The following is a 19651-nucleotide window of genomic DNA, read 5'->3' on the forward strand; positions in this document are numbered from 1 at the left end:
GCCTTATGACGACTTACGTGCCCCGCTCCCGGTCCGCCAGGGCCACCGGATCCTATGCCACCATAGGGCTCGAAACAGAGGTTCTCAGCGCTTCCCCGGAACGCCTGATTTCCCTGCTGTTCCGGGGTGCGCTGACGTCTCTGGCGCAGGCGCGTCATCATCTGGACAACAACAATATCGCGGAACGCGGCAAGGCGATCTCCAAAGCCATCGACATCGTGGATTCCGGCCTGAAGGCCGGGGTCGATACCGAACGGGGCGGCGAAGTCGCCCGCCTGCTGATCGGATCCTACGAGCTCATCATCCGCGACCTGATGCTGGCCAATCTGCATAGCGACGCGGAAAAGCTCGCGGCAACCGAAAAACAGCTCGGCGACTTGGCGGATGCTTGGTACACGGCGGTCGACCCGCAATTCAAGACGCCGTCGTCCAACGGCTGAATGCGAGGGCCCGGCAATTGAGCACTCCCAAAGACTCTCTCCTGCAGCACTATCAGGCTATCGCAGATATCTCTTCGCGCATGCGAACCATGGCCCAGCTGCAGCAATGGGACAACCTGGTCGCTCTGGGTTCGGAATACCACCAGGCAGTCGAACGACTGAAGCAGCTTGACCCTCTGGACGACGACCAAAGAGCGGCCCGGCAGGAACTGCTGGCCCGGATTCTGGATGACGACGCCCAGATCCGTCAGCTGATTTCCCCGGAACTGGACCGCCTCAGCCATCTGCTGGGCACCATCAGACGCCAACGCACCGTCCTGCAAGCGTATTACAGCACTGTACGCCCCCAATAAGCCATGAGCATCGGGGCCCCATCCAACCTCGGCACAACCCTCATCCAGCGCCTCGATACCGCGCTGGGCGTCACGCTGGGGCAACAAGCCAATGTGGCATCCGGGGCCGGCCCTCAGGCGGTCCCGCAGCCGGGCAATGCCGAAAACCCCCAGGCGCTGCAAAACCCAACCCAGCGCGACACCCGCCAAGCGGTCGACCAGGCCAACGCCGAAGGTCAGCGCCGAGCTGCCGTGGGCAAAGCCAGCCGGGAAATGCAGCTGGACAATCTGCTCGGGCGAGCCAGCACCTTTCGGGGCGCGACGCAATCCGCGCCCACGACGCTGGGTTATGCGGCGCGCATCATCCTGGCCCTGCTGAACCAATTCCCCCAGGCCAACCAGACCATCCAAGGACGCGCCCCGCTGCTGCCGCCCCCCCCAGGGCCCGCCGGCGGCAATGCTCCGACCGGTGGCTCAGCGCCGGCTCCAGGCGCCTCGAACCAGGCAGCCAGCACCACTCAGGTCTGGGCGCAGCTGGCGACGAACCTGAATCAGCCAGGCGCTCTGGCGGCCCGCTTTGCCCATGCCCTGTCGCAGTCCATCCAAAGCAGCGGCCTGTTCTACGAATCCCATGTCGCTCAATTGGCGGCAGGCAAGACCTCTGCGCATGCCCTGCGCCAGGAACCCCAAGGCCAACTACTGCTGGGGCAGCAGTCTCAGCTCCCCGGTACGCCCGCCAATCCGGCGGGTCAGCCCACGTCCCTGACGTCGATCATCCAGCAAGCCCAGGCCGCCGCCCCCCAAGACCCCGGGCAGCAAACCAACAACACGGCAAGCACCCAAAGCAATACAGCCCAGACTGCCACCGCCCAGCATTCCGCACCGCAGGCGCCCATCCCCGGCATTGATCCCCAAACCCAGTTGATGGTGCGCCAGCAACTGGAAGTGCTGGCCAATCAGGGTTTCATCTGGCAGGGAGAAGCCTGGTCGGGCGCGGACATGCACATGGAAGTCCGTCGGCGCCAGCCCGACGACGGCCAGCATCCTGCCGCATCCGAAGAGCACTGGTCCACCCATCTGAATCTGCAACTCCCCACGCTGGGCCAGGTCGAAGCCCGACTCAGCCTGTCGGGTGATCAGTTGGTCATGCGCTTGACCGCGCCTCAATCGGCTGAGCGCCTGAGCCAGTCCATCGAGCCCTTGCGTTCACGCCTGCTGGCCCAAGGACTGCAGGCCAGCCAGCTGTCGGTGCTGGACCAGGCTCCAGACGTTCCTGACCCGGACCCTATAGAGCATGAAGTCGCCACCCCTTGACCCCCATCGCTCCAGCGCAGTAGCGATCACCTACGACCCTTCGGATCAGGCCCCCCGGGTGGTCGCCAAAGGCTATGGCAATCTGGCGGAAACCATTATTCGTACAGCGCGCGAACACGATCTGTACATTCATGAATCTCCGGAATTGGTCAGCCTGCTGATGCAGGTGGATCTGGATGCCCATATCCCGCCGAAACTGTACATCGCCATCGCCGAACTGCTGGCGTGGCTGTACGATCTGGATACCGGCGGCAAAGACGGCGTGGTGAAGAAAACCGCGCCGAACCTTCCGGCTTAGACCGCCATATTGGCGATTTCCTTATAGGCCTCGACCAGACGGTTGCGCACCTGAACGGTAGCCTGGAACGACAAACCGGCCTTTTGCAAATCGATCATGACATTGCTGAGCGATACATTGGGATCGCCCATCTCGAAGGCGCGCGCCTGAGCATTGGCGCTGTTCTGGGCCTCTGATACCCGATTCAACGTACGGGCAAGTTCCGATGCGAACCCCCCTGTTTTGCCGACCTGCGCAGTGGCTGATTCAGCCGTCAAGCCCTGAGACGCACGTGTGACCGCCCGCATCTGGGCAAGCAGATTTTCAACACTGGCCAAGGCTTGGGAATTGATCATGTCGGGGCTATTGAAAAGGTTGCTGATCGGGTTTGACCCATACAGGGGTGGGCCAGCGTTGTACTATACGCGGCTTGTGCCCGCCGCTAGACCGGCAATAGCAGGAACAAGTCCCGACTATTTAAGCAATTCGCGATATCACCCTAACTAAGCCCCAAAAACCGGGCTTTTCAGGGCTTGCCCAAATCGCAAATCCCGCCATAATGGCCGCCATCCATCTTCCATACTGCCGCATCAGCATGCATATCATCCAGACCGACGGTTACTGGCCCGGGCGCAGCCTGACGGCCTCTTCTGCATCTCCCGCTCGATGAATCCGATTGCCGACTGGATGAACAAGAACCCTGTCCTCGCGCGCCTGGCAGCCCTGCCTCGCCCCTTGCTGCTTGGCCTGGGCGCTGCCGTGATCGCGCTGCTGGTCGTCGCATCCATGTGGATGCGCGAACCCGACTATAAAACGCTGTTTTCCAACATCGAGGCCCGCGACGGCGGAGCCATCGTCTCGGTACTGAATCAGCGCAACGTCCCCTATAAATTCGCCGACAACGGCGCCACCATCATGGTGCCGGCGGACCAGGTCTATGCTCTGCGCCTGCAGCTCGCCGAACAAGGCCTGCCGCGCGGCGGCAGCGTAGGTTTCGAATTGCTGGACAAGCCCCAGTTCGGGGCCAGCCAGTTCACCGAGCAGATCACCTACCAACGCGCCCTGGAAGGCGAATTGGCCCGCTCCATCGAAGCCATGCACCCCGTCAAATCCGCCCGGGTGCATCTGGCCATTCCCCGGCAATCCCTGTTCGTGCGCGACCGCGAGGCCCCCACCGCCTCGGTGCTGATCACGCTGTACCCTGCCCGCAGCCTCAGCGAAGCCCAGGTATCGGCGATCACCTGGCTGGTCTCTTCCAGCGTGCCGAAGCTCAATGCCGAAGACGTCTCCATCGTCGACCAGGATGGTCACCTGCTCTCCAAGCCCAGCGGCGAAGCCGCCATGGACAGCACTCGCCGCAATTTCATCACCGACATCGAACAGCGCACCACCCAGCGCATCCTGACCCTGTTGACCCCCATGGTCGGCCCCGGCAACGTCCGCGCCCAGGTCAGCGCCAGCGTCGATTTTTCCCAGCGCGAACAAACCTCCGAGGTCTACCGGCCCAATGAAACGCCCGGTACGGCTGCGGTGCGCAGCAAACAAACCAGCGATTCCGTGCAAAACGGCATCACATCGCCCGAAGGCGTGCCAGGCGCGCTGACCAACGAACCTCCGGCCAATGCCACCGCGCCCATCCAGACCGCGCCGGCTGCCCAGGCAGGCAATCCGCAGAATCCGGCCCAGGGCGCCGCTGCCCAAACCCAGCAAGGCACCATCAATGGCGTACCCGCCGCCGCACAACCGGCCAATCGGGGATCGGCGCGCAATGACGCCACCGTCAATTACGAAGTCGACCGCACCATCAGCCACGTCAAACACGAGATGGGCACGATCCAACGCCTGTCCGTGGCCGTGGTCGTCAACTATCGCAACAAGGACGGTGAGCCTGCCCCGCTGGAACAGTCCGACATGGACAACATCAATGCCCTGGTGAAGCAGGCGATGGGCTATTCCATGGATCGGGGAGACACCCTGAGCGTGGTGAATAGTGAATTCACCGACCAGGAACCCTCCGTCAAGCCTTGGGACAACCCGGCTTACCAAAATCTGGCCCTGCAGATCGCTAAAGTTCTGCTGATCCTGGCAGTACTATTCTTCCTGTGGCGCTCGGTCATTCGCCCCATTGTCCAGGGCTTTGCCAATGCCCAGGTCGAACGCGTCAAGAACGAAGCCCACCTGGAAACCATGCGCGAACAGCGCCGCCAGGACGAGCTGCGGGCCTCCGAGATGAACCGCTACGAGGAAAACCTGGACACCGCCCGCGAATTGGCCCAGCGCGACCCGCGTGCCGTCGCCATGGTGCTGCGATCCTGGATGGACCCCAAAAATGCCAAATCCTGAACCCGATCTGAACCGCTGCGCCATCCTCATGATGTCTCTGGGTGAGGATGCCGCCGCCGAAGTCTTCAAATACCTGTCGTCGCGCGAAGTGCAGCAGATCGGCTCCGCCATGGCCAATCTGAAACAAGTCACGCGCGCCGACGTCGACAGTGTCCTCGAAGACTTCCGCCGCGAAGCCGACCAGTTCATGGCCGTCACGCTGGGTTCGGACGACTACATCCGCTCCGTGCTGACCAAGGCCTTGGGCACCGACCGCGCCGCCAGCCTGATCGAAGACATTCTCGATGCAGGCGATGGCACAGGATCAGGTATCGACGCCCTGAACTGGCTGGAACCCGCCAACGTCGCCGAACTGATCGCCGACGAACACCCGCAGATCATCGCCACGATCCTGGTCCACCTGGAACGCGATCGGGCATCGGCTGTGCTGGCGCTGCTCAACGAGCGTTCGCGCAACGACGTGATGATGCGTATCGCCACCTTCGGCGGCGTCCAGCCTGCAGCCCTGCATGAACTGACCGACGTCCTGAACGAAGTCCTGTCCGGCCAGGGCGCCAAGCGCTCGAAGATGGGCGGCGTGCGTACCGCAGCCGAGATTCTGAACTTCATGAACACCACGGAAGAAGAAGCCGTGGTCAGCAGCCTGCGCGAAATCGACGCCGATCTGGCGCAGCGCATCGTCGACGAAATGTTCGTCTTCGACAACCTGGCGGATGTGGAAGACGCGGCCATCCAGCTCATCCTGAAGGAAATCGATACGGCCTCGCTGACCATCGCCCTGAAGGGCGCCAGCGAAGAACTCAGCGCCAAATTCTTCAAGAACATGTCCAACCGCGCCGCCGAGATCCTGCGCGACGACCTCGAAGCGCAGGGACCGGTACGCATGTCCCGCGTCGAAACCGAACAAAAGGCCATCCTGTTGGTGGCGCGCAAACTGGCCGATGCCGGCCAGATCAACCTGAGCATGGGCAACGATCAGTATGTCTGACAAGCCTTCCATCGATCTCCAGATGCGTGCCCGCTGGCAGCGCTGGGAAATGGAATCTCTCAGGGCCCAGCAACAACAGCAACGGCGCGCTACCGACGCAGAGCCGCAAAAGGCCGATCTGCTGCGCCGCCGCGCCCAGGCGTTGGCCCAGGCGCGCCAGGAAGGTCTGGACAAAGGCTACCAGGAAGGCTACGACAAAGGTCAAGCCGAAGGCCATGCCCAGGGCCTGGAAGCGGGCCGCGCCGAAGGCCATGCCCAGGGTCTGGCCGCCGGTCGCGCCGAAGGCCATGCCCAGGGCATGGAATCCGGCTACACCGAAGGCCTGGCCCAGTCTCAGGAACAGGCTGCCCGCCTGAACGCCCTGGCCCAGGCCTGCGCGGCCGCCATCAACGATCTGGAATCCGAAATCGGCCAATCCCTGATCAGCCTGGCCACCCGGATCGCCGAACAAGTGCTGGGCGAACAACTGCGCGACCATCCAGGCTATGTGCTGTCCCTGGTCCAGGATGTGCTGCAATCCCGACCCGAACCCGGCGCACCGCTTAATCTGCGCCTGCACCCTGAAGACCTGGGCCTGGTCAATACCTTCCTGCAGCAGAACCCCGATATCAGCAGCTACCGCCTGATCGCCGACGAGCGCATCACACGAGGCGGTTGCATTGCAGAAACCGCCCTGGGATCCGTAGACGCCACGCTGGAAACACGCTGGCAGCGCATCGTCTCGGTACTGGGCCAAAAACCCGGGAATCCCCCGGCCCGACATGACGGCCCCTGATTTTCCTTCCCTGGACACCGCTGGCGACCGCTGGCGGGCCCAGCTGGAATTCTGCGAACAGCGCATCGAAGCCCGTCAGGCCACGCGCCGTCAGGGCCGCGTCACCCGCGCTACCGGCCTGGTCCTGGAAGCCACTGGCCTTCAGCTGCCCGTAGGCGCCGCTTGCCAGGTGCAAGTCTCGCCGGGCCGCGATCTCTGGGCCGATGCCGAGGTCGTCGGCTTTCACGCCGATACGCTGTATCTGATGCCGCAAAGCGACATCACCGGCCTGCGCCCAGGGGCACGCGTGGTGCCATCGGAAACCCTGCTGCTGGACCCCGTCCCCCTGCCCACCACGCAACGCCTGGAAACCATCGCACCGTCCAATATCGATCAGGCCCGCCATCTCCCGGTTGGCCAGGCTCTACTGGGCCGGGTACTGGATGGCGCCGGCAGGCCGCTGGACGGCAAGCCGCTGCCCACGGATCTGGATATGGCGCCGCTGACGGCCACACCGATCAACCCCCTCACCCGCGCCCCGGTCGATACGGTGCTGGACGTGGGTGTGCGAGCCATCAATGGCTTGCTCACGGTGGGGCGAGGCCAGCGCATGGGTCTGTTCGCGGGTTCAGGCGTCGGCAAAAGCGTGCTGCTGGGCATGATGGCCCGCTACACCCAGGCCGATGTCATCGTGGTCGGCCTGATTGGCGAACGGGGCCGGGAAGTCAAGGAATTCATCGAACTGAACCTGGGAGCAGACGGTCTGGCGCGCTCGGTGGTGGTAGCCGCCCCGGCGGACGTCTCGCCCCTGCTGCGCCTGCAGGGGGCTGTCTACGCCACGCGGCTGGCGGAATTTTTCCGCGACCAGGGCAAACACGTGCTGCTGATCATGGATTCCCTGACCCGCTACGCCATGGCGCAGCGCGAAATCGCCCTGGCCATCGGCGAACCGCCGGCCACCAAAGGCTACCCCCCGTCCGTGTTCGCCAAACTGCCCACGCTGGTCGAACGGGCCGGCAATGGTGCGCCCAGAGGCGACCAGGCCGCCGGCTCGATCACTGCCTTTTATACGGTGCTGACCGAAGGCGACGACCAGCAGGATCCGATTGCGGATTCGGCCCGTGCCATTCTGGACGGCCACATCGTGCTGTCGCGCACGCTGGCCGAATCCGGTCACTATCCGGCCATCGACATCGAAGCGTCGATCTCGCGGGTCATGTCGGCGATCGTGCCCGCCAGCCAGTTCCACTGCGTGCATCAGTTCAAGCGCATGGTGTCCCGTTACCAGCGCAATCGGGACCTGATCGCTGTCGGGGCCTATACTGCAGGAAACGACCCGGAAATTGACCAAGCGATCGAACGTTATCCTTGGCTCGAGGGGTATTTGCAACAAGGTATCGACGTGCAGGTTGACTACCCGGCTGCCACGGCTGCTCTGGCAAGCGTGCTGGGTCAGGAGATCACTCATGAACCCTAATACTTCGCTTGACGTCCTGATCAACTTGACTCAGGACAAACTCGACGAAGCCGGGCGAGTGCTGGCCGAACTCAGTACTCAGCGACGTGAAGCCCAGGGCCAGCTCAACACCCTGGACCACTACCGCAGCGACTATACCCAGAAACTTCAGGACACCACCGAAAGCGGGGTAACCGCCTCGAATTACCATAACTTTAGGCACTTTATTGCCACATTGGACGAGGCCATTTCCCAGCAAAATAGAATCATCGCCCAGATCGACATCAAAATCGAGACCGGACGCCAACAGTGGCACGATGAAAAGCGCCGCCTGAATTCGTACGAAACTCTGAAAACCCGCCAGCTTCATCAGCTGAGAACTCATGAACAACGCCGCGAACAGCGCGCCAGCGACGAAGCCGCTGCCGGACTGTACCGGCGACTGAGACAGTCACACTGAATCTGCCCTAGCCATGAACATGCCCGTTCTTCCTGTAGTCCACACCAGCCAACCCTCGGTCGACAACACGACGCGACCGGCGGATGCTGGCGCCGCTCAGGACAGCTCTCCCGCATTTTCAAATGTGCTGTCCGGCCAGCGCAATACGACGGCTGACGACCAATCCCCGACGCGTCGGGTCGATGTCCCATCCTCCGATGCCGCCAAAAAACAGGACCCGCTCGGGCCGGATGAAACCCTGGCACTGATCCTGGACAGTGCCGCCCTGCCGCTGATGCAGCCGCTCGTCCAGACTCCGGCCACGCTGCGCCATCAAACCGGTGCTGCCTCACCCAAGACCGACGCCATCACCGGCGATCAACCTGCCCCGCAGCGCGGACAGGCTGTCGCTGCACTGCTGGCAGACGATAGCGCTGCCGCCGACACGCCGCAGCCCGGCCAGAAAGCACAGGGCGACACAGCGCCTCTGACCGTCCGCGCCACTCAACCGATCCTGACGCCTACTGCACCGACCCGCCTTCAGGCCGCCGCCGTCGATCTGCCGCAGGCCGATAAACGCACGCCCGTGACCAATCGTCCCGTCACAGCCTTGTCAGCGTCAGCGGACACCACGGTGACATCACCAGCCAGCCTGGCATCCGCTACGGCGACCCACACCGCGGTAGCCACCCAACTGAGCAGCGCGCCGGCCCTCCTGACAGATACGCCGGTCGCGGCACTGGGCGCGAGCCTGTTGCCTGCCGCGACAAGCAGCAGCATCCAGCCCGCGATCCAGCTTGCCGTCCCCACACCGCTGAACAGCCCCCAATGGCCGCAGGACTTCAGCCGCCAGATACTGAATCTGACACAAGCCGGCGCCTCTGGGCACACCGTCCAGATGCGCGTCAATCCGCCCGAACTGGGCCCGATCCACATCACGCTGCACTTGGGCGACACGCTGGCCCAGGCATCCTTCATTTCGCCGCATGCCAATGTGCGCCAAGCGCTGGAAAACGCGCTACCGCACCTGGAACAGCAACTGGCCCAGGCGGGTCTATCGCTGGGCCAGGCAAACGTCAGCGACCAGCAGCCCGGTCAGCAGGCATTCGGCCAGTCTGCCCAGGGGTCCGGCTCATCCGATGGCGCGACATTCAGCCTGGATGGCGGCACGAACACGGTCGCCAGCGATGCCAACCCCGCTGCCTCGGCTCCTCGCCCGCTTATCCGCCCGGACGCCCTGGTGGATACCTTCGTATGACCCCATTGCTCTATGTCGGGTCTCCCAGGCATTACAATGCTGCCTCCCGATCCCAGTGACACCTTGAACCGGAACCATGCTCAGGCTACTTAAATTCATTCTTCTGCTCATCGTGATCATCGGCGCCTCCGTGGGAGGCACGATGCTATTCATGGACAGGACCAGCATGCCCAGCCCCGCGCTTAGCCAGGCAGAGAATGCCGCCCCTGTCGCGGTCCCTGTCGTGCCGGCGCCCATCTTTGCTGATCTCGAACCCTTCACCGTCACTCTCTACGGTGAGATTCGCAATCGTATTCTCTACACCGCCATCACGCTGCGCCTGGGCGACGAAGGCTCACGCAAGCAAATCCAGGACTACATGCCCGAAGTCCGCGATCGCATCCTGAAAGTTCTGTCTTCCCAGGAACTCGCCACCATCCAGACGCCAGAAGGCCGTCTATCGCTTGGCACCATCATCAAGGCCGATCTTTCCCGCCCCTTTGCGGCGCAATTGCCCGGCCCCCATGTGGCTGACGTGTTGTTCACCGCTTTCGTGGTTCAGTAATGCCCTATCAAAGCATGCTTTCCCAGGATGAAGTCGATGCCCTGCTGGCAGGGGTCACCGGCGAAGAATCCTCGACGCAAACGGCGGCCGAAGTCCCTCAGGACGGCGTGCGGCCTTACGACCTGGGCTCTCCCGACCGGGTCGTGCGTCATCGCATGCAAACGCTGGAACTGATCAACGAACGCTTCGCCCGACGCCTGCGCTCGATGTTCTTCGGTTTCATGCGGCGCAACGCAGACATCACGGTCAACGCCATCAAAATCCAGAAATACTCGGACTTTGAACGCAATCTGCCCGTCCCCAGCAATCTGAACATGGTTGCTCTGAAGCCACTGCGCGGCACGGGTCTGTTCACCTTCGACCCCAACCTGGTCTTCCTGGTCATCGACAGCCTGTTTGGCGGCCATGGCCGCTACAATACTCGCATCGAAGGGCGCGATTTCACCAACACCGAACAGCGCATCATCCGCCGCCTCCTGAACCTGACGCTGGAATGCTACGGGCAGGCTTGGGACAATATTTATCCGATCGAATTCGAATACATGCGATCGGAAATGCACACCAAATTCGCCAATATCGGTTCGGGCAACGACGTGGTGGTGCTGACCACCTTCAACATCGAACTGGGTGCCTCGGGCGGCAAACTGAACGTCTGCCTGCCCTATTCCATGCTGGAACCCATCCGCGACATCCTGACACAACCGCTGCAGCAATCCGCCGCCGATTCCATCGACCAGCGCTGGACCCAGCAGCTATCGCGCGAAGTCCGCAGCGCCGAAGTCGAACTCGGCGTCGAATTCGCCCGCATCGAAACATCGATTGCCGAACTGTTGCATCTGGCCGTCGGCGACGTATTGCCCGTCGACGTCCAACCCAATGTGACGGCGCGCGTCGGAGGCGTCCCTGTGCTGGATTGCAGCTACGGGACCTTCAACGGCCGTTATGCCCTGCGCGTGCATAAAATTCTTGCCTCGCCCGGCGATTCCGACCAACTGCTAGCCCGCACGAAGAAATGAGCGACATCAAAGACGACGACACCCAGGATCCCAGCCAGCCGGATCCCGCCTCTACCAACAAACTAGAGGACGACTGGGCTGCCGCTCTGGCAGACCAGCAGGCTACCGCCCACGACCAGCCGACCCAGGCAGCCGGCCTGGGCGCCGAGGACGATTGGGCCTCTGCCTTGGCGGAACAAACCGCCGCCACGCCGCCCGCCGCGCCGGCGCAAGCCCCGGCTGCCTCGCAGGTCTTCCAGCCCCTGGTGGGCCAGGCCAGCGGCGCCGACAGTGACATCGACATGATCATGGACATCCCGGTCCAGCTGTCGGTTGAACTGGGCCGCACCCGCCTGACGATCAAGAATATCCTGCAGCTTGGGCAGGGTTCGGTCGTCGAGCTCGACGGCCTGGCAGGCGAGCCCATGGATATTTACGTGAACGGCTACCTGATCGCCCAGGGCGAAGTCGTGGTCGTGGATGAAAAATACGGCATCCGCATCACCGACATCATCACGCCCTCAGACCGGATCGCCCGGCTGAACAACCGCCGCTGATCGCTGATGGACCAGGCTCAGACTCTGCGCGTCATTTTGGCGCTGCTGTTCGTCCTGGTCCTGCTGTTGGCCTTGGCCTGGTTGGCCCGCCGGGGCGGATGGGCGCGCCACGGCAACCGCACGGCCAATCTGCGCGTGCTGGGCAGCCACAGCCTGGGCGCACGCTGCTCCCTGTCTCTCGTCCAGATCGACGACACCCGCCTGCTACTGGGTGTGACTCCCCAGCAGATCACCTTGCTGCACACACTGCCCGCCTCACCCGACACCCAGGCTGCACAGCCCGATTTTGCCGAATCCCTGGGCAAAACCCTGTCGAGATCCTGATGTTCCGCTGGCCAGCCTTTTCATACGCCCTTTCCCCCGCCGGCGCCCTGGCGCTGCGCTGCCTGTCCGCAGGTCTGTTGCTGCTGCTGATCTGGCCGGGCAATACGCTGGCTCAGGCCACCCTGCCAGCCCTGACCACCACCCCAGGCCCCAACGGCACCGAAACCTGGTCACTCAGCGTGCAGACGCTGGTCATGCTGACCATGTTGTCATTCCTGCCGGCGGCATTGCTGATGATGACCAGCTTCACCCGCATCATCATCGTGCTGGGCCTGCTGCGCAACGCCCTGGGCACCGGCGTATCGCCCCCCAACACCATCCTGGTGGGCCTGGCCTTGTTTCTGACGCTGTTCACCATGTCACCGGTCTTCGACCAGATCTACACCCAGGCCTACCAGCCCCTGGCCAGTGATCAGATCAGCTTTGAAGAAGCCCTGAATCGGGGCGCTCAACCACTCAAGACCTTCATGCTGCACCAGACCCGCGAAGCGGATCTCAGCATGTTCGCCGATATGGCCGCCATCGGCCCGCTGGAAACCCCCGATGCCACGCCGCTGCGGGTGCTGGTCCCCGCCTACGTCACCAGCGAACTGAAAACCGCCTTCCAGATCGGCTTTACGATCTTCATTCCTTTTCTGATCATCGACCTGGTCGTCGCCAGCCTGCTGATGGCGCTGGGGATGATGATGGTGCCGCCTGTCAGCATTTCCCTGCCTTTCAAGCTGATGCTGTTCGTGCTGGCCGACGGCTGGCACCTGTTGCTGGGGTCCCTGGCCCGCAGCTTCTATCAATAAGGGGGTACCGCCCATGACACCCGAAGCCGTCATGTCTCTGACCTACCAGGCCTTGCGAGTCGCCCTGTCTATCGCCGGCCCCCTCTTGTTGGTCACCTTGCTGGTGGGCTTGCTGATCAGTATTTTCCAGGCGGCCACCCAGATCAATGAAATGACCCTGTCCTTCATCCCCAAGCTGCTGGCGGTGGGGGCGACGCTGGTCTTGCTGGGGCCCTGGCTGCTGTCCACCATGGTTGACTATATCCGGGCCCTGTTGGAATCCATTCCCGGTCTGGCCGTCTAGCCGGACTGGACATGATCGACGTCCAGCTCGACCAACTGTACGCCTGGATCACCGGCCTGCTGTGGCCCCTGTTCCGGATAGGCGGTCTGGTCATGATGGCGCCCATCCTGGGCGAATCGTCGGTTCCCATCCGCATCAAGGTGGGGGTTTCGGTGGTTCTGACCCTGGTGGCGGCACCCCTGATCGGCCCTGTCCCGACCATCCCTCCCAGCTCATATGCCGGCCTGCTGATCGCCGCGCAACAGGTGCTGATCGGCATGGCGCTAGGCTTTTGCATGCGCTTGATCTTCACGGCAGCGATGATGGCGGGCGAGTTCGTCGGCCTGCCGATGGGGCTGGCCTTTGCATCCTTTTTCGACCCCGCCACCGGCGCGAATACCGCCGTGCTCTCGCGCCTGATCAATATCGTCGCCATGCTGCTTTTTCTGGCAGTCGACGGCCATCTATTAATGCTGGATGGCCTGATGCGCACCTTCGAAATCCTGCCGATCGGCGCCCCTTTGCACACGGACGGCTGGGCAGCCGTCATCGACTGGAGCGGCCAGATCTGGATTTCCGGCATGCTGCTGGCGCTGCCCATCATCATCGTGCTGCAGACCATCAATCTCTCGCTGGGGATTCTGAACCGCACGGCGCAACAGCTATCGGTATTTGCAGTGGGTTTCCCGATCACCCTGACGACCGGCCTGATCATGCTGGCGATCGTACTGCCTCGCAGCAGCGAGTTCCTGATGAAATTGTTCCAGGACGGATATCAGGCGATGGCGCAGATCGCCCGCGGGCTGGCGGGCCTGTAAAGGCGCCCGCCAGCACATCACACCGGACGGCGCGACCGCGGCCCTATGAAGAAGACAAGGGATAGGTCACGCCCGGCACCACCTTGGACCCCCTCGGCAGCAGCGGCTGCGTGCCCGCAGGATCGACAGTCGAACTACCCGATACCGGCGGCGGCGGAGGCACCGGTATCGGGTCTACTGCTGCCGGCTGTGTGCCGGGTTCGCCATTACCGGGGATCACGATCATGCCATCGTCCGCCGTCGGCTGAGTATCCGCAGCCTTTGCCGCGGACTGGGCCTTGGCGCGCTCCTGGGCGGCTTCGCGATCGGCTTCGGCAGCCGTCCTGGGGTGGCGCAACGCCGGCACATTGATGCTGTTTTCCATCCGCTGGAATGTACCGTCCGGCCCGAAACGCAGCCAGACTTCCTGACGGGCATACACGGCATCGGTCGCCAGCGTGGCCTTGTAGGCCCAACGAGCCAGCACGGTATCGCCCTGCTGCCAGACATCCGTAGGCTGAGCGCCCAGATCTTGAGAGGCTTGGTCCAGCGTCGTGCGCCCCACCACGATGCGATCCAGCCCCGCCGTATTCAGGCCATTGCCGCTGAAAGCACACCCGGTCAGCATCAACGCAGCGGCGGTCAGCACAACCGCCCCGCGCATGCGCCTGAGCGGTTCCGATAAAAAAGAAACCGGCCTCAGCGCCTGATCCTGCGCCCCACTGGAAAGCCCTTGCCTACGATGCTTCATATTCAGAAATTCTCCCATTCTTCCGTATCCGAGGCAGCCTGCGCTGCCGTATGTTGTGACGTCCGTGCTGCTGCGGCAGGCGCTGCCAGGCGTGGCTTGGTCGACGCAGGGCGTGCAGCAGACGATGCATGACGGGCAGGCGCCGGCCTGGACGCCGGGCCGGCAGATGTCGAGGACGTTGTGCGGGCAACCGTCTGCGACACCGGCAAGGCGGGCGCCGCCGCCAAGACCGCGGTTTCTTGTGTCGCCTGATCGGCATCTTCCGGATCGACGGTGCTCATGGCCTGTTCGCTGAGCTGGAAGACCGCCAGCGACTGGCTGATTTCGGCTGCCAGCGTTTCCAAAGACCCGGCGGACACTGCCGCCTGCTGCACCAGCGCGGCGTTTTGCTGCGTAACCGCATCCATCTGGGCGATGGCCAGATTGACCTGGTCGATACCCGAGGACTGTTCCACCGTGGCCGCCGTGATCTCGCTCATGATGTCGGACACCCTGGTCACGGCCTGAACGATTTCCTGCATGGTCTCACCCGCGCGATTGACCTGTTCCGAGCCTGCCTGAACCCGACCGACGGAATCCTCGATCAGTTCCTTGATTTCCTTGGCGGCGCCGGCGCTGCGCTGAGCCAGGGCGCGGACTTCGGCGGCGACCACGGCAAAGCCCCTGCCCTGCTCACCGGCGCGGGCGGCTTCCACCGCCGCATTCAGCGCCAGAATGTTGGTCTGAAAGGCGATGCTGTCGATCACACCGACGATGTCGGCAATTTTCTGCGAGCTGCCCGAAATACCCTGCATGGTCTGCACGGCTTCGCCCACCACCTGACCGCCTCGCGACGCCACTTGGGATGCGGTGCCGGCCAGCTGATTGGCCTGCCGGGCATGATCGGCATTCTGTTTGACGGTGCTGGCCAGTTCTTCCATGCTGGCGGCTGTCTGCTGCAAAGCGGCGGCCTGCTGGTCGGTGCGGCTGCTGAGATCCAGATTGCCGCTGGCGATGCGCCGGGCGCTGTCGGTCATCCGGCCCATGCGGGTACGCACCCCCAGGATCAGGGATTCGAGACCTTCGCGCATGTCTTTCAGACCAAACAGCAGCTGCCCGATCTCGTCTCGGGATTTGGGGTAGATCGCCAGGTCCAGATTGCCGCCCGCCATTTTTTGCAAATGCCGGCCCACCCCCTGCAGTGGCCGCAGGACCGTACGGATCAGGGTGCGGTACGCCAGCAGAGCCAGCACAACCGCCACGGCCAGCAGCGCTATGAAGCCGTAATTGGCCCACTCGAACTGCTGCGCCAGGGCCCGGCGCGATTCGGCGCTGCTGTTCTGGATGTACTGATCGAATTGCCCGAAGGCCCGATCCATCCCCCGCGCGGCACCCCGCAAGCGGCCACGCTTCAGGGCTTCGAAAGCCTTGGCATCCTGCTTGGCGGCGAAATCGCGCAATTGGTCGACCTGCGCCCAGTAGTCTTTGAAGGTCGTGTCCAGAATATGCTGCAGCGATTCACCCTGAGCCCCCGTCAAAGCCTGGGAATCCACCAAGGACTGCATATGGTCACGGGACCGTTTCAGCAGTTGATCGGCCTGCCCCAGTTCCCACACGCGCTGTTTTTCATTCGATATCCCCAGAGCGCCTTCGATCTGGGTGGTCGCCTGCTGGGCATAGATCAGCGCGTTTTTTACATCTGAATTGGCCTGCACCCCCACGACCGACAGCTGAGCAATGGTGCGCTGGCTTTGCTGCTGCACGAACCAGGCGCTGCCTACGGCAGCGAACGTCAGCAGGGACAACAGCCCCACCACCCATGTCAATCGGGCGCGCAAGGACAAGGCGACGCCACGCCCCTTCCAGAACCGAAATTTCATGTCACCTCACCTTTGTGATTATTGTCAGCATGCCATACGCATGCTGCTTGTCTTCCTAAGAAAATAGGGCCTTGTAGGCCCTATTCGCTGGAACTGCATCGGGTTCGCGATGAGCAAACCCGAATTGATCACTGCTGGCTATCAATCAGCGGCCCAGATTGAACAAGCTGAGGCCTTGAATCGTCTGAAATGCCAAGCCCGCGCCTTCCAGGGCGATCTTGCGCAGGCTGAGTTGCGTCGTGGCTTGGTAGTAGTCCAGGTCTTCCAGACCGGACAGCGCCTTCCTGAAGCCTAGATTGCGCTGGGCGCCGCTGTCATTCAAGGCATCCAGCTCATTCATCCGGGCGCCGATGGACGAACGCACCGTCAGGATATTGTCGTAGCTGGAAGCCAGTTGCTGCATGCTATTGTTCAGGATATTGTGCAAATTGGCGGTGGCCGCTTCGCTGCCCTGAGACGGATCGTTCAGAGCCACGATCAACTGATCGAGAGCCTGGAAGACGTCAGCATCTTTGTGCCGCAAAGGATCGACACTGAAGGTGTCACCAGCAACCGGGGCGCCAGTGAACTGCACCTTGGTGCCATTACCCAGATCCATTTCCGTCGCCCCAGGAGCTAGCGTGTAGCCGACCGGCGCTGCCGGCACTCCTGTTGATTCGTCCGTGACCACGACGGTGTAGTTCGTCGGGCTAGTAAAGCTGATTTCGTAGGAATAACGAGCATCCGGATTCTGTGCGCGATCCGAAACATACGGCCCCGTCATGACCGCTGACCCGCTATTGCCGACGCCAGCAGCACTGGCATACGCCAACGTGCCTGGCTGCGATCGCAAAAAAATATCCGACCCGATATCGCTGCCTGCGATCTGGCGGGTAGCATCTGCCTGGATCAGACGCTGCAGCCTGTCGCCGTTATAACTGCCATTATCGGCAAAGGCGGGCGTGCTACCCAAAGATCCGGAAAACACATACTGCCCGTTGCCGTCGGTCGTATTGGCAATGCCCAGAGCCGTATCACGTGCACGCTGCAGCACATTGGCCAAGGTCTGACGGTCAGCGTCCGACATCGTGCCGTTGCCCGCCTCGACGAGACGGGTGCGCACGTCCTGCAGCAACAGAGTCAACGAATTCAGCGCGTCTTCTTCGGTACTTAGATTGCGGGTGGCGACCGCTCTATTTTCACCATAGCGCACATTCTGCGCCTGGGATTGCGACAGGTTGATGGTCTGTGCAGCTGCCAAAGGGTCATCAGCCGGCGTCACCATCCGCTGTCCAGTGCCGATCTGTTGATACAAGTGCATCAGATCGGACTGCTGAAGATTGATGGTGTTCAGGCCCGTCTGGAACATGAGGCTGGAGCTGATACGCATGATGGTTTCCTAGTGAAAGCAGCGCCAATCAGCTGCGCAGGCTGAGCAGGGTATCGAACATGGTCGATGCGGTGTCAATCAGTCGCGCGGCGGCGCGGTACTGTTCCTGGTATCGCTGGATGTTGATGTATTCCTCGTCCATATTGACACCGGATACGGCCTGTTGGGCGGCGTAATTCTGCTGAATCAGGGTTTCTTGCGCCTTTTGCGACGTGGTGTTGGTCTGCGTCTTGACCGCCACGCCGTTGACCAACTGGGAATAGGCTTCGTTCAGGCCCATGGTGCCCTGGCCCGCAGGCGAACCCGGCAAACCACCCAGGATTTTTTTGTCCCGCAATTGCGCCAGCAGCAAGGCATTGTCGCCATTGGCGGAACCAGCCGGACCGCCCGCCCCGCCATTGGCGTCCGGGTCCCAGCCGGCTGCTGCGATCTTGGACGGATCGGTCAGCGCCACGTCCATGCCGCCCGCAGCGTCGCGAGTGGGCTGGATCAGCCAGGAATCCCCTGCCGCAGCGCCGGCCACCGACGCCAGGTCGAAGGTCACGCCATCATAGGTTGCGTTGCCCCCCACCGGCACCGGGCCCAGAACCGTACCGTCGGGGACGCGCGTCACCGTGTAATTGGCGCCGTCGAAATCCAGGCGGTAATCCTGGTTGGTCAGCTTGGAGACATCTGCGATGCTAGCCGTTGGATCTGCCGTAGCGGCATTGCCAGCATTCATGATGATCTTTGGGGTGGACACATTGAAGAAATTCGTACCCGGAGCACCAGAAGGATCATAGCCCTGCACATGCTGTGCATTGATGGACATTGAAATACCCAGCGCCAAACGTCCCAGATCATTCTGCGTGACGTCCAGCACGTCCGCCCGAAAAGTCAGCAGGCCACCCAGCTTGCCGCCGGCGATCAGGCTGTCCTTCATCTCGACTGGCTGCAGTACGCCTCCCGGGCCTTGCACAGTATAGTGCACCGCCATGCGGCTAGGATCGGCAGCAGACGGTTTCACCTGTAAGTGATAGACTGAATTGCCGCCCAGCACGGTCTGCCCATTGCCGATGGTGATGCTAAAGCGGTCGTCTTGTTCGTAGACCTTGATGTTGACCAGTTGCCCCAAATCGGCTGCCAACTGATCGCGCTGATCCAACAGGTCGTTGGGCGGCTGGCCGGGATTGGTGGCCTTGGCCGTGGTGATCTGGCGGTTCAGGTCGTTGATGCGATCCAGGTAGCTATTGACCTGGGTAACAGTCGTGTCGATCTGCGTATTGACGTTCTGCCGCTGGTCATCCAGAAAGGCATTGGCGTCGCGAATCTGTGTGGCCAGACTATTGGCGCGACCCAGCAGTTCCTGACGGGCGGCCACGTCGGCGGGCGCCGTCGCCAGCGCATCCAGGCCATTGAAAAACTGTTGGATATTGGGCGAAATACCCACCGTGCGATCCGCCACCAGATTATTGACCTGGCTGACCTGATCACCGTAGGTTTTCAGCGCCGCGCCCTTTGTCAAAGACGTGGTGAACTGGTTGTACAGGAAATTGTCGTAGGAGCGCATCACGCTGACGGCCTGCACCCCGCGACCGATCCAGCCACCCGCCGTCGGCGTGGCGCCGGCAGTCTGGGACAGCACGGTCTGGCGGCTAAAGCCTGCCGTAGCGGCGTTGTTGATATTGTGCCCGGCAGTCGCCAGCCGGTTTTGTGCGACCAGCAGGCCGGCTTTACCCAGATTCGCCAGATTCATATGCTGCAATCCTATCCATGATGCGGATGCCTGATCGGCATCCACGAAAATTCGTCTTACCTG

The 19651-nt window shown here is 62.3% G+C and carries 22 protein-coding genes; 17 read left to right on the forward strand and 5 right to left on the reverse strand.

The window, feature by feature from the left end:
- Positions 1-5: 5 nt before the first annotated feature.
- The 4 genes from fliS (at position 6) to WBF69_RS06615 (ending at position 2384) form a co-directional block, all read left to right on the forward strand.
- A complete protein-coding gene (gene fliS / locus WBF69_RS06600; protein WP_424262452.1) occupies positions 6-440 on the forward strand; it encodes a flagellar export chaperone FliS in 435 nt (144 codons plus the stop codon).
- An 89-nt stretch (positions 441-529) separates the two neighbouring features.
- The gene (locus tag WBF69_RS06605; protein ID WP_424262454.1) at positions 530-793 is read left to right on the forward strand and encodes a flagellar protein FliT; all 264 of its coding nucleotides are present in this window, start codon (positions 530-532) and stop codon (positions 791-793) included.
- Between the two features lie 3 nt (positions 794-796).
- Positions 797-2086, forward strand: a complete 1290-nt coding sequence (locus WBF69_RS06610) for a flagellar hook-length control protein FliK (protein ID WP_424262456.1) — start codon at positions 797-799, stop codon at positions 2084-2086.
- Positions 2067-2384, forward strand: a complete 318-nt coding sequence (locus tag WBF69_RS06615; protein WP_424262458.1) for an EscU/YscU/HrcU family type III secretion system export apparatus switch protein — start codon at positions 2067-2069, stop codon at positions 2382-2384. Before WBF69_RS06610 ends, WBF69_RS06615 begins: the two co-directional genes overlap by 20 nt.
- Here WBF69_RS06615 and fliE read toward each other — a convergent pair.
- Entirely contained in the window at positions 2381-2716 is a 336-nt protein-coding gene (fliE, locus tag WBF69_RS06620; protein WP_424262538.1) for a flagellar hook-basal body complex protein FliE, read from the reverse strand. The genes WBF69_RS06615 and fliE overlap by 4 nt on opposite strands.
- A 313-nt stretch (positions 2717-3029) precedes the next feature.
- On the opposite strand from fliE, the gene fliF reads away from it, so the two are divergent.
- The 13 genes from fliF to fliR all read left to right on the forward strand — a co-directional run bounded on the left by fliF (position 3030) and on the right by fliR (position 13895).
- Complete coding sequence (fliF, locus tag WBF69_RS06625; RefSeq protein WP_424262460.1) at positions 3030-4706, forward strand: flagellar basal-body MS-ring/collar protein FliF; 1677 nt, start codon at positions 3030-3032, stop codon at positions 4704-4706.
- Positions 4693-5694 carry a flagellar motor switch protein FliG gene (gene fliG / locus WBF69_RS06630; RefSeq protein ID WP_424262462.1) on the forward strand — a complete coding sequence of 334 codons (1002 nt, stop codon included), beginning with the start codon at positions 4693-4695 and terminating at the stop codon, positions 5692-5694. The genes fliF and fliG overlap by 14 nt, the downstream gene beginning before the upstream one ends.
- Entirely contained in the window at positions 5687-6469 is a 783-nt protein-coding gene (locus WBF69_RS06635) for a flagellar assembly protein FliH (protein ID WP_424262464.1), read from the forward strand. The genes fliG and WBF69_RS06635 overlap by 8 nt, the downstream gene beginning before the upstream one ends.
- Complete coding sequence (gene fliI, locus WBF69_RS06640; protein ID WP_424262466.1) at positions 6456-7925, forward strand: flagellar protein export ATPase FliI; 1470 nt, start codon at positions 6456-6458, stop codon at positions 7923-7925. Before WBF69_RS06635 ends, fliI begins: the two co-directional genes overlap by 14 nt.
- Complete coding sequence (fliJ, locus tag WBF69_RS06645; protein WP_424262468.1) at positions 7915-8364, forward strand: flagellar export protein FliJ; 450 nt, start codon at positions 7915-7917, stop codon at positions 8362-8364. The genes fliI and fliJ overlap by 11 nt, the downstream gene beginning before the upstream one ends.
- A gap of 19 nt (positions 8365-8383) precedes the next feature.
- Positions 8384-9601: a flagellar hook-length control protein FliK gene (locus WBF69_RS06650; protein ID WP_424262470.1), complete on the forward strand. Its 1218-nt coding sequence runs from the start codon at positions 8384-8386 to the stop codon at positions 9599-9601.
- 151 nt (positions 9602-9752) lie between these two features.
- On the forward strand, positions 9753-10145 hold the full coding sequence (locus WBF69_RS06655) for a flagellar basal body-associated FliL family protein (RefSeq protein ID WP_424262472.1): 393 nt from the start codon (positions 9753-9755) through the stop codon (positions 10143-10145).
- Complete coding sequence (gene fliM / locus WBF69_RS06660; RefSeq protein ID WP_424262474.1) at positions 10145-11161, forward strand: flagellar motor switch protein FliM; 1017 nt, start codon at positions 10145-10147, stop codon at positions 11159-11161. Before WBF69_RS06655 ends, fliM begins: the two co-directional genes overlap by 1 nt.
- On the forward strand, positions 11158-11697 hold the full coding sequence (gene fliN, locus WBF69_RS06665; RefSeq protein WP_424262476.1) for a flagellar motor switch protein FliN: 540 nt from the start codon (positions 11158-11160) through the stop codon (positions 11695-11697). The genes fliM and fliN overlap by 4 nt, the downstream gene beginning before the upstream one ends.
- A gap of 6 nt (positions 11698-11703) precedes the next feature.
- On the forward strand, positions 11704-12021 hold the full coding sequence (fliO, locus tag WBF69_RS06670; protein WP_424262478.1) for a flagellar biosynthetic protein FliO: 318 nt from the start codon (positions 11704-11706) through the stop codon (positions 12019-12021).
- Positions 12021-12815: a flagellar type III secretion system pore protein FliP gene (gene fliP / locus WBF69_RS06675; protein ID WP_424262480.1), complete on the forward strand. Its 795-nt coding sequence runs from the start codon at positions 12021-12023 to the stop codon at positions 12813-12815. Before fliO ends, fliP begins: the two co-directional genes overlap by 1 nt.
- Positions 12816-12828: 13 nt before the next feature.
- A complete protein-coding gene (gene fliQ / locus WBF69_RS06680) occupies positions 12829-13098 on the forward strand; it encodes a flagellar biosynthesis protein FliQ (RefSeq protein ID WP_424262482.1) in 270 nt (89 codons plus the stop codon).
- Positions 13099-13109: 11 nt separating this feature from the next.
- Positions 13110-13895 carry a flagellar biosynthetic protein FliR gene (gene fliR, locus WBF69_RS06685; RefSeq protein WP_424262484.1) on the forward strand — a complete coding sequence of 262 codons (786 nt, stop codon included), beginning with the start codon at positions 13110-13112 and terminating at the stop codon, positions 13893-13895.
- A 43-nt stretch (positions 13896-13938) separates the two neighbouring features.
- Here fliR and WBF69_RS06690 read toward each other — a convergent pair whose 3' ends face one another.
- From WBF69_RS06690 to flgK, 4 genes are all read right to left on the reverse strand, one after another.
- Positions 13939-14538 (reverse strand): hypothetical protein, encoded by a 600-nt coding sequence (locus tag WBF69_RS06690; RefSeq protein ID WP_424262486.1) that lies wholly within the window; start codon positions 14536-14538, stop codon positions 13939-13941.
- Between the two features lie 89 nt (positions 14539-14627).
- Positions 14628-16484 carry a methyl-accepting chemotaxis protein gene (locus tag WBF69_RS06695; RefSeq protein ID WP_424262488.1) on the reverse strand — a complete coding sequence of 619 codons (1857 nt, stop codon included), beginning with the start codon at positions 16482-16484 and terminating at the stop codon, positions 14628-14630.
- 145 nt (positions 16485-16629) lie between these two features.
- Complete coding sequence (gene flgL / locus WBF69_RS06700; RefSeq protein ID WP_424262490.1) at positions 16630-17853, reverse strand: flagellar hook-associated protein FlgL; 1224 nt, start codon at positions 17851-17853, stop codon at positions 16630-16632.
- A 28-nt stretch (positions 17854-17881) separates the two neighbouring features.
- Positions 17882-19588: a flagellar hook-associated protein FlgK gene (gene flgK / locus WBF69_RS06705; RefSeq protein ID WP_424262492.1), complete on the reverse strand. Its 1707-nt coding sequence runs from the start codon at positions 19586-19588 to the stop codon at positions 17882-17884.
- Positions 19589-19651: the final 63 nt, after the last annotated feature.

Origin of the sequence: Castellaniella sp. (assembly GCF_049673105.1) — a bacterium.
GTDB lineage: Bacteria > Pseudomonadota > Gammaproteobacteria > Burkholderiales > Burkholderiaceae_B > Castellaniella.